This window comes from Micromonospora sp. NPDC047753 (assembly GCF_040642735.1).
Taxonomy (GTDB): domain Bacteria; phylum Actinomycetota; class Actinomycetes; order Mycobacteriales; family Micromonosporaceae; genus Micromonospora.
Window position 1 is genome coordinate 1 of the sequence record NZ_JBEYSL010000232.1, and the last position, 10,085, is coordinate 10,085.

The 10,085-nt window shown below is 70.2% G+C and carries 9 protein-coding genes and 1 pseudogene; 3 read left to right on the plus strand and 7 right to left on the minus strand.

The genetic code is table 11. The features are described 5' to 3' along the window. Nucleotides 1-236: 236 nt before the first annotated feature. The 3 genes and pseudogenes from ABZ749_RS19820 to ABZ749_RS19830 form a co-directional block, all read right to left on the minus strand. Nucleotides 237-896 (minus strand): annotated as a pseudogene (locus ABZ749_RS19820) (esterase); the annotation flags it as partial. A gap of 171 nt (nt 897-1,067) precedes the next feature. Further along, on the minus strand, nt 1,068-2,090 hold the full coding sequence (locus ABZ749_RS19825) for a LacI family DNA-binding transcriptional regulator (RefSeq protein WP_357229776.1): 1,023 nt from the start codon (nt 2,088-2,090) through the stop codon (nt 1,068-1,070). 289 nt (nt 2,091-2,379) lie between these two features. Beyond that, nucleotides 2,380-4,752, minus strand: coding sequence for a glycoside hydrolase family 3 N-terminal domain-containing protein (locus tag ABZ749_RS19830; RefSeq protein ID WP_357229778.1), 2,373 nt, complete (start codon nt 4,750-4,752; stop codon nt 2,380-2,382). A 396-nt stretch (nt 4,753-5,148) separates the two neighbouring features. On the opposite strand from ABZ749_RS19830, the gene ABZ749_RS19835 reads away from it, so the two are divergent. Beyond that, nucleotides 5,149-6,672, plus strand: coding sequence for an alpha-N-arabinofuranosidase (locus ABZ749_RS19835; protein ID WP_357229780.1), 1,524 nt, complete (start codon nt 5,149-5,151; stop codon nt 6,670-6,672). A gap of 109 nt (nt 6,673-6,781) precedes the next feature. Here ABZ749_RS19835 and ABZ749_RS19840 read toward each other — a convergent pair whose 3' ends face one another. Then, complete coding sequence (locus ABZ749_RS19840; protein ID WP_357229786.1) at nt 6,782-7,594, minus strand: alpha/beta hydrolase-fold protein; 813 nt, start codon at nt 7,592-7,594, stop codon at nt 6,782-6,784. Nucleotides 7,595-7,687: 93 nt separating this feature from the next. Between ABZ749_RS19840 and ABZ749_RS19845 the strand changes: the two genes are divergently transcribed. Next, nucleotides 7,688-7,819: a hypothetical protein gene (locus ABZ749_RS19845; RefSeq protein WP_357229788.1), complete on the plus strand. Its 132-nt coding sequence runs from the start codon at nt 7,688-7,690 to the stop codon at nt 7,817-7,819. A 340-nt stretch (nt 7,820-8,159) separates the two neighbouring features. Here ABZ749_RS19845 and ABZ749_RS19850 read toward each other — a convergent pair whose 3' ends face one another. Beyond that, entirely contained in the window at nt 8,160-8,363 is a 204-nt protein-coding gene (locus ABZ749_RS19850) for a hypothetical protein (protein WP_355007565.1), read from the minus strand. 133 nt (nt 8,364-8,496) lie between these two features. Between ABZ749_RS19850 and ABZ749_RS19855 the strand changes: the two genes are divergently transcribed. Beyond that, nucleotides 8,497-9,147: a hypothetical protein gene (locus ABZ749_RS19855; RefSeq protein ID WP_357229782.1), complete on the plus strand. Its 651-nt coding sequence runs from the start codon at nt 8,497-8,499 to the stop codon at nt 9,145-9,147. A 5-nt stretch (nt 9,148-9,152) separates the two neighbouring features. On the opposite strand, the gene ABZ749_RS19860 is transcribed toward ABZ749_RS19855, so the two are convergent. Next, nucleotides 9,153-9,338: a hypothetical protein gene (locus ABZ749_RS19860; protein ID WP_036410487.1), complete on the minus strand. Its 186-nt coding sequence runs from the start codon at nt 9,336-9,338 to the stop codon at nt 9,153-9,155. A 73-nt stretch (nt 9,339-9,411) separates the two neighbouring features. Then, nucleotides 9,412-10,085: transporter associated domain-containing protein (locus ABZ749_RS19865; protein ID WP_357229784.1), on the minus strand; the 674-nt coding region annotated here is incomplete at its 5' end.

A 10,085-nucleotide genomic window follows, 5' to 3' on the forward strand; every position in this document is an offset into this window, starting at 1 on the left:
GGTACCGCCCAGTCCGCTCCGGACCGGCCCGACCACGGCTGGTTCATCGGCTTCGCCCTGGACAAGAACGGCAACCCGGCACCGTCGGACACGCCCGCGATGGCCTGGTGCACCGGGTCGCGAAGGACCCGGTACCTGTCGGTGACCGCCTTCCGGAGGTCCTTCAAACCCTTGTCGTCGGAGCCGTCGACATCGTTGATCACCACCACCATCGGGCGGATGACGCCCGCGGCCGAGAGGTTGTCGAGGATCTGCTTGGCTCGACCGAGGTCGAGCCAGTCGGTGGCTGCCACGCCGTCCCCCGACTGGAGGAAGAGCGCCGGGTAACCCTTCGGGCCCTTGGCCGCGTAACCCGGTGGCGTCCAGACCAGGGCGGAGCGCTGCGCGTTCCCGGCCCGATAGGTCAGCGTCTCGATCTTTCCGCCGGTGCCGGCCGGGGCGTCGAGCAGCCATCGTGCCGAGTCACCCGCGACGAGGAAGGTGCTCAGGAGCGGGTTGGACGCGACACTGGTGCTGTTCGTCGGGTCCTTGATGGTCAAGGTGTCGTCGGCGGTGAGCTGGTAGTTGTAGAGCCCCGGCTCCAAGGCGCCGAGAACACCCGACCACACGTCACCCCGACGGGTCAGACCGAACTCCGCCCAGCTGGCCGACGGGCCGAAGTTTCCCTCGACGACGACCTGCGAGACGGTGCCCAGGTTCTCCTGCACGTACGCCGCCGGGACGGCGAACGTGGCGTAGCGGTCCGCGGAGACATCCAGCCACGGCGTGTCCGCCGCAGCTGGCTGCGGCGCGAGGAGCACCGCCGCGGCGGCGATGACCCCGGCGGTGAACGCCGCCGAGAGTCGCCGGCGTACGCCTAACTGGCGTAAGCGCCCGTGATACTGTCCGGTAACCACACTCCACTCCCTTCATGCGCCGGCAGCGGATGCGACCCGTCTGACCGGCTCAACTCAACGGTGGATCTGGCCGTGCGTGCTGCGTACACCTCCTTCAGGCTGCCGCCACGGGCGCACCTGCCGTGATCGCTGCGTCGGGAGCGATCCGGCTCGCGCACCAGTGGGCTGAGGTCATGGCCGTGCCGCGCTCCTGGGTGGTGCGGTCGAGTCGCGCACGACGAGGCTTGTCGGAAGCACGATCTGGCTCGGCTCGTCCCACTCACCGGTCACCAGCGACTTGAGCATCCGCGCGGCTTCGTACCCGAGCTGATACATCGACTGGTCCACTGTGGTCAGACCCGGCTGGGTCGACGCCGTTTCGGGGATGTTGTCGAAGCCGACGACGGACAGGTCCCCCGGCACCGAGAACCCCAGCTCCCGGGCGACCTCCAGAACCTTCAGGGCCATCCCGTCGCTCGCCGCGAAGATCGCCGATGGCGGCTCCGATCGTCGCAGCAGGTCACGCGCCAACGGAGTCGCCGACTCGGGGTTGAAGTCGCCTCGACCGATGAGCGTCGGGTCGACCGGGATGCCGGCGTTGGTCAGCGCGGCGCGGTATCCCTCCTCCCGCGACCAGGCCGAGGCCAGGCTGTCGCGGCCGGCGATGAACCCGATGCGCCGATGACCCAGGTCGACCAGGTGCTCGACCGCGGTGGTGGCGCCCGCGAGGTTGTCGGCCATCACCGAGGGCGCCGTGGAGCCCCGCACCGGGTCGATGGCCACGACCGGCGTCCGGCTCCGGATGTCACCCCAGGGCGTCACGACGATGCACCCGTCGGTGAGGGTGCCCGACAGGCGGGTCAGGTGCCGCTGCTCCCAACCCTCCGAATACGACCCGTAGAGGTCGCTGTTGGCGTAGATGATCAGATCGAAGCCCGAGCGGCTCAGCGCCTTCATCACGCCCTTGAGCACTTCCGCCGTGTACGACTGGAAGCTGTGCGCCACGAGGCCCAGAACGTTGGTGCGGCTGCGCCGGAGGCTGGTCGCCACCAGACTCGACTCGTAGCCGAGCTGTTCGATGGCGGAGCGCACCTGAGCGACGGTGCGAGCGCTGACGCCGTAATGCCCGTTGACGACGCGCGAGACGGTGGCGGTGGAAACGCCAGCAGCTCGGGCGACATCACTCATTGTCACCGGCGCATTGACTTCAATCATGCCGCTCTCTCTGGACTGCAATCGTTATCGGTTACGTTTCCAGGATGTTGCCAAGGTAACTGAGAACTATTACGAACACAAGACCTCTTCACCCTTACCCGGCCTCTCGAATGGGCTGCCCTAAGTGGAGGTCGGCGAGGTTGCTGGTGATCCTCGGATGCCGTTGCGGATAACGCAATCGGCATCGTCTGCCAGGGGTCGAAGTGGGGGCCGATTCCGCGTCGGTGCTACCCGTCGACAACAGGACGGCACGCTCCGTCAAGAACCATTCCCCGACCCGGGTGAACGATCACAGCTGCCGAACTTCGACGGTCCCGGTAAAGACCTTCGACGTCGACCGGTCCGAGTCGGCACCGATGACGAAAGTGCCGGCATGGGTGTGGTCGGCAGCCGAGAAGCCCACGTACACCTCGATCTGCCCGGCCTCCACCTCGTAGGCCATGCTCCGGTCGTAGAAACCGAGCTGGCCGGTGGGGAGCGCGAACCGCACCGCCACCCGCTGGCCGGCGGCGGCCTCGACGCGGGCGAAGGCCTTCAGCTCCAGCACCGGCCGGGTGATCGTGGCCTGTGGGTCGCGGACGTAGAGCTGCACTACCTGCTCCCCCGCCCGGTGCCCGGTGTTCGCGACAGTGACCTCGACACCGACGCTGTCCCCGGCGCGGACCTCGGCGCTGTCCACGACGGCGTCCTCGATCACGAACGAGGTGTACCCGAGGCCATGACCGAAGGCGTAGCGCGGGGCGACTGGCGAGTCCACGTAGTCGCCGTGCCAGTGTGACCGCCCGCCGGACACCTTGTGGCCGTAGAACACGGGAATCTGACCAACGCTTCGGGGGTACGAGATCGGCAGCTTTCCGCTCGGGTTGACCTCACCGAGCAGCACCTCGGCGATCGCCTGCGCCCCGGTCTCCCCCGGCAACCAGGCCATCAGCACGGCGGCGCACTCCTCGTGCAGGAAGTCGCTGCCCACCGGTCGGCCGGCGACGAGCACCGCCACGACGGGTGTGCCGGTGGCGACGACGGCACGGACCAGCTCCTCCTGCACGCCCGGCAGGTCCAGACTGGACCGGTCCCGCGACTCGCCGGTGGTGGCCCCGGGCGTCAGTCCCGAGCGGTCACCCAGTACCAGCACCGCGACATCGGCCGCCGCGGCGACCGCGACCGCCTCGGTGAACCCCTCGGTCGACGGGTCGAGCACGTCGCAGCCCGGCGCGAAGCGCAGCCGGTCACCCAGCCGTGCCACGAGTTCGTCGCGCACCGTGGGCACACCGCCGGTGCTCTCGTCGATTTCCAGATCGTCCGGGATCGTCATCATCTCGCCGAGCAGGCCGCGCCGCTTGCGCGCTTCGACCAACGCCTCGATGTGCGCCGCGAACGAGTAGTCACCGAGCAGGTGCCGGGCGTCGTCGGCATTGGGGCCGATGAGCGCGACAGTTCCGGTGCCCCCGAGCAGCGGTAGGACGCCGTCGTTCTTGAGCAGGACGAGGCTGCGGCGGGCGATCTCCAGCGCGACGTCCCGGTGCCGCTCTGCGTTGGCCGACGTCGAGGCAGCGTCCTCGTCGACGTACGGGTTCTCGAAGAGCCCGAGTTCGATCTTGTGCCGGAGGACTCGTGCGACCGACTCGTCGAGCCGGGCCTCGCTGACCTCGCCGCCGTCGAGGGCGTGCGTGAGGGCGTCCGCGTAGGCGTCCGTCGCCGGGAGCTCGACGTCGACGCCCGCGCCGAGGCCCACCGTCGCGGCCTGCCGCTTGTCCTGCGCGAAGTGGTGGTACGAGTGGAGGTCGTTGACGGCGAAGTAGTCGGAGACCACGCTGCCGGTGAACCCCCACTGCCCGCGCAGGACGTCGGCGAGGAGTTCCTGGTTGGCATGGCACGGGACGCCGTCGAGCTCGTGGTAGCCCGCCATCACCGACTGGAGCCCGCCGTCGCGGACCGCCGCCTCGAACGGATACAGGTACACCTCGCGCAGCAGGCGCGGCGGCAGATGGGCCGGTGCCCAGTTCAGCCCACCCTCGGACGCCCCGTAACCGACGAAGTGCTTGGCGGTGGCGAGGACGCCGTCGGTCAGGTCGGCGCCCTGCAGGCCCCGAACGAACGCCACCCCCATCCGGGACACCAGGTACGGGTCCTCGCCGTAGGTCTCCTCCGTCCGGCCCCACCGAGGGTCGCGCACCACGTCCAGCACCGGAGAGAGCCCCTGGTGACTTCCCATGGCGCGCATCTGCGCGCGAACGGCGTCGGCCAGCTGCCGGTTGAGCTCCGGCGCCCACGTGCTCGCCACGCCGATCGCCTGCGGGAAGATGGTCGCCTCGCGGGCCATGACCCCCGAGCACACCTCCTCGTGCACGATCGCCGGGATCCCCAGCCGGGTCTCGGTCACCAGGAAGCGCTGGATCGCATTGGCGGCCCGCGCCACCTGCGCCGCCTTCAGGCTGGTCGCGCCCGCGACGCGGGTCACGTGCCCCAGGCCGTGTCGAAGGATCGGTCGGGCCCGCTCCGCGGCGAACCGACCCCCCTCCAAGAGGGCGAACGCCCACGTGCTGCCCAGCTGCGCGAGCTTCTCCTCACGGGTCATCCGGGCCAGCAGGTCGGACACCCGATCATCGACGGACGCTGTCGCATCCGCGTAGGTCGCCTCGATCTCCGGCTCAACAGTGGTCACCCGGTCACCCCCATCACCGCGACAAGCTGGTCGTTCGGCCTCGTCGGTCACCACGCCACCGGGGCCTGGCCGCGCGCTGCGGACGACGGCCGGGAAGCGGTGGCGACTAAGCGGTGGCGGCGAGGCGGGCGGGAGCGGGACACCAGGTCAGCTGTGGCGGTCTGCCCCGGAGGGCGTGCCGGCCGGACATTGATCCAGGTGCCATGTTCCCTTACGTAAACGTAATCGGTAACGTTTACATAGATCGAGAACGTAATCGAAGACGATCACGTTGTCCAGAGCTCACACTGCCTCCACCACCCCTCGGTCCCGGCGTTCGAGCAGTGCTGTCGCGTCGGACCCGCACGAAGGGAGCCAGCCCTGAACACCCACCTCGACAGCGCGCCGGACAACAGCGTGCACACGGCCCGCCTGACCCTGGACCCCCGCCGACGCGTCGCACCGGTGCCACGTCGACTCTTCGGCTCGTTCGTCGAGCACCTGGGGCGCTGCGTCTACAACGGAATCTACGAGCCGGGGCACCCGACGGCCGACGCCGACGGCTTCCGGGGCGACGTCCTCGCGCTGGTGCGCGAGCTGGGCGTCACCACCGTCCGCTACCCCGGCGGCAACTTCGTCTCCTCCTACCGCTGGGAGGACGGCGTCGGTCCGGTCGACAAACGCCCGGCGAGGCTCGACCTCGCCTGGCACAGCCTGGAGACCAACGCGTTCGGGCTCGACGAGTTCATGAGGTGGGTCGGCAAGGCCGGTGTGGATCCGATCATGGCGGTCAACCTCGGCACCCGTGGCACCGCCGAGGCCGTCGACCTGCTCGAGTACGCCAATCACCGCGGTGGGAGCCACCTCGCCGACCAACGCCGCGACAACGGCGCTGTCGACCCGTACGGCATCAAGCTGTGGTGTCTGGGCAACGAGATGGACGGCCCGTGGCAGGTGGGTCAGCGCAGCGCGACCGAGTACGGGCGACTCGCGGCACAGACCGCGAAGGCCATGCGACGCTTCGACCCCGATCTCGAACTCGTCGCCTGCGGCTCCTCACACCTCGGTATGCCGACCTTCGGCAGCTGGGAACGCGACGTGCTGACCGAGGCGTACGACGACGTCGACCTGATCTCGCTGCACGCGTACTACCAGCCGGTCGACGACGACCTGGCCAGCTTCCTCGCCTCGGCCGAGGACATGGACAGGTACATCGACGCCGTCACCGCCATCGCCGACTCGGTCGGAGCGATCCGTCGGTCGACCAAGAAGATCATGATCGCGTTCGACGAGTGGAACGTCTGGTACCAGTCCGCCGCCCCGTCCACGCCCCCGAGCGGCGAGGACTGGCCGGTCGCGCCGCCCCTGCTGGAGGACCACTACAACGTTGCCGACGCGGTCGTCGTCGGCGGCCTGCTCATCAGCCTGCTCCGGCACAGCGACCGGGTGAGCGCGGCCTGCCAGGCCCAACTGGTCAACGTCATCGCACCGATCATGACCGAGACGGGCGGCGCGGCCTGGCGGCAGACCATCTTCCACCCCTTCGCCCGCACCGCCCGGCACGCCCAGGGCACGGTGTTGGACGTGCTGCGCGAGGGCAGCACGACGACCACCGACCGCTACGGTGAGATCGACGCTGTCGACGCGGTCTCCACCTGGGACGACACCACCGGGGAGATGACAGTCTTCCTCGTCAACCGCGCCCTCGACACCCCGGCCGAAGTGACCATCGACGTCGCCGGCGCGCAGGTCAGCGACATCGTCGAATGCGTCACCGTCGGCGGCACCGACCTGCACGCCAAGAACACGGCCGACGGTCCGGACCACGCCGCGCCGCGTTCCAACGGCACGGCACGGGGCGCCGACGCCAGCGTGCAGCTGACTCTTCCACCCGCGTCCTGGACCATGCTGCGACTCCGCGCCACCGACACGACCCCGTGACCGGCTGACGAATGGACCGGACGTGCCCCGGCCGCGCACACCCTGGCTTCACCAGGGGCCGCGCGGCCGGGGCTTCCCCACCACAGGGAGTACGGTGTCGAGCCGGCTGTTACCGGACCTCGAGCGGGGTGCTGTGGGAGTCGTTGAAGAGCCTGTCGCCCTGGTAGCGGGCGACCACCGGCGCGTTCAGCTCACCATGGACGGTCTTTTTCAGCCGGGCGACGCCGTCGTGCACCGGGGCCGACCCGAGGTGCGTGTCACCCACGTAGAAGTCGACAGTGCCGGAGGGCGCCGACGTGCTGGTGCTGACCGTGCCGACCGTCGCGGTGGCGGTGACCTTCGTGTGGTGCGAGCCGCCCGCCGGTGACGTCGTGACGACGAGGTCGGTGGTCGTGGCCCGGAACGTCAGCGTACGCAGGTAGTGGTTCAGCAACGGACGCCACACGTGCCAGGTGTGCACGCCCGGCACGTTGTACTCGTCCAGCTCGACGCCGGCGGTGCGCAGGGCAGCGGCGTTGCGCTGCGAGTTCTCGGCGATGTTGCCCAGCCGGTCCTGCAGCCCTGTGCCGATCATGATGCCGCCGGCCACCGCCTTCATGCTGTCGACCTGGGCCTGTGTGGCGGCCGGACCGCCCGCGCTCCAGGCCGCGTGGTAGCCGAACAGGTCGGTGTGGTTGTACATGATGGTGTACGCCCGGCTGCCACCGGCGGAGAAGCCGGCGAACGCGCGGTCCTGCGCCCGGGTCGAGACGCGGTAGTTCTGCTCGACGAACGGGAAGATGTTGTTCCGTAGTTCGTTGACGTAGCCCTCGTGCCACCGGGGAGGCCGTTGAAGTCGGTGGACACGATCACCATGGGCTGCGCCGCACGCTCCTTGATCGCGTTCTCCAGGATGAGGTGGGCAACGCCCTGCATCGTCCAGGCGGTCGAGTGGTCGCCGCTGCCATGGCTCAGGTAGAGGGTCGGGTACGGCGTGGCCCGGTTGGGGTCGTAGCCGTGTGGCAGGTAGACGACGATGTCGTGGACTCCCGCCGGGTTGGTCGACAGCGGCGAGGCGTACCGCCGGGACTCCAGCCGGCCGGCCCTGGCGACCGGAGCCTGGTATCCGGTGTCGTACGTCGGGAACTTTTTGCTGGTAGGGACGTAGATCGTGCTGCGTACCGCGCCGGGCGCTCCCGGGTACTGCGGCTGGATCTGCCAGCGGTTGGCGGGGTCGTCGTGCAGGGCGCAGCCGGTGGCGAGCTCGTTGGCGCAGTCGTGGATGAACGCGTAGCGGAAGGTGCCTGCCGGCAGCGGAGTAGTGAAGGTCCAGACCCCGTCCGGGCCCTTTCGCATGGCCTGGGTGTGCCACGGGGTGGCCGCGACGTCGCCGGGTTGCCACTCGGCGGGCGGTCGCGCGTCACCGCAGTCCTGGCAGGCGATGTTCTCCGGTCGGGAGCCACCTGGAACAGGTTGCGACGGCCGCCAGGCCGCGGTCGCTAGGTCCGTCAGCGGGTGTCGCTGTCGTCCTCGGCCACCGGCTCACCGGCCGGGCCGTACGGCGACACCTGCCCCTTGGGCACCGGACGACCGGCGTCACCGCGCGACGAGCCGCGGTTGGCCGGATGCCCGCCCGGGGCGGGGCCCTTGTTGTCCTGGCTGGTGGCGCCCAGTGCGTTGCGGCGCAACTCCTGCTGCTGCGGGTTCGTCACGGGGTGTCTCCCTCCGGTACGGCAGGCGGCAGAAGCCGCCTCCACAGTCGGCATACCCGCCCGCCCCGATGGCATTCCGGCCTCGGCCAGCGGTGCGACGGCTAGCGGCTTCTCAAGTGGGTAACCCGACCGGGTGGGCAATGATCGAAGTGTGGTGCGGGTGTTGCTCGACCGGCGTGGCCGCACGTACGCGGAGGAGGCCGGCATCCGGCTCTCCGACCGGCCGGGGCCGCTGTACCAGCTGCTGGTGCTGACCACGCTGCTGAGCACCCGGATCCGCGCGTGCGTGGCGGTGGACGCGGCGCGGGAACTGTTCGCCGCCGGCTACCGCACCCCACAGGCGATGGAGGCGGCCAGGTGGCAGGAGCGCGTCGACGCGCTGGGCCGGGGCCACTACCGCCGCTACGACGAGCGGACCGCCACCATGCTCGGCACCGGCGCCCGGCTGTGCCTGGACCGTTGGCACGGAGACCTGCGACGCCTGCACCGGGAGGCCCAGGGCGACCCGGCCGGGCTGCGGCGACGGCTCACCGAGTTCCCCGGCATCGGCCCCACCGGCGCGGACATCTACCTGCGCGAGGCACAGACCGTCTGGTCGGACGTGCGCCCGTACGCCGACCGTCGGGCCCTGGCCGGGGCGAAGCGGTTGGGCCTGCCGGGGTCCCCGGACCGGCTCGCCGGTCTCGTCGACGAACCGGACTTCGGCCGGCTCGCGTCAGCGCTGGTACGGGTGGCGCTGGGTGAGGAGTCCGCCGGTGAGGTCACCCGGGTCGCCGCCCGTTGAGGCGCTCATTTGACCGTCTTGTCCCCCGGCCGGGTCAGGTGCCACACCAGCAACGCGGCGAGCAGCGCCAGGACCACCACCCCGCCGGAGATGCCACGGCCCTCCTCGGGGCTGCGGCCGGCGCTGCCGAAGTAGATCACCGCGAGGCCGGCCAGCACCGTGACGAACGTACGCAACCCTCGGTCCTTCACGTCTGGCACCGTAGGCGTACCGCGTTCCCCGCCTTGTCGATTTGGACCTTTTGTCAGCCTTCTGGGTGAACGCTCAGCGCTCGGTGACGAACCCGCAGAGGCGCACCCGGCGCACCGCCCGGTCGGCGACCTCCACCACCTGCAGGGTCAGACCGGGCAGCCGCACCGTCTCACCCGGGGAGTCCGGCAGGTGCCGCAGTCGGGCCAGCACCAGACCAGCCACTGTCGTGTAGTCCCGGGACAACGGGAAGCTCAGCCGCACCCCCAGGTCGGGCAGGTCGTGCAGCGGGAAGTCACCGGGCACCAGCAGGGACCCGTCCGGCTCCCGGACCACCCCGTGCACGTCCCGGTCGGTCTCGTCGTACAACTCACCGACCACCTCGGCCAGAAGATCCTCCATGGTGATCATGCCGTCGATGCCCCCGTGCTCGTCGACGACCAGGGCCAGTTGCTGATGCTCCTGGCGCAGCCGACGCATCGCGTCGGCGACCGGCAGGGTCACCGGCAGCAGCAGCGGCGCCTGGACCCGCTCACCCACTTCAGCGGTTCCGGCCCGCACCAGGTCGCGGATGTGCACCACCCCGAGCACCTCGTCCAGGCCGCCGGGGCCGGTGACGGGAGCGCGGGACCGTCCGGCGGCGGCGAGCCGCCGGACGCCCTCGTCGGCGGCCAGACCGGCGCCAGGAGGTGTACGCCGAGCCGATCCGCCCGGACCTGATCGCCGAGCGGGTCCGCGAGCTGCGTGCC

Bases quoted from the DNA above. Each gene is read 5' to 3' on its own strand.
- ABZ749_RS19825 (WP_357229776.1), bottom strand. From the start codon at position 2,090: ATGATTGAAGTCAATGCGCCGGTGACAATGAGTGATGTCGCCCGAGCT.
- ABZ749_RS19845 (WP_357229788.1), top strand. From the start codon at position 7,688: ATGTCGTGGACTCCCGCCGGGTTGGTCGACAGCGGCGAGGCGTACCGC.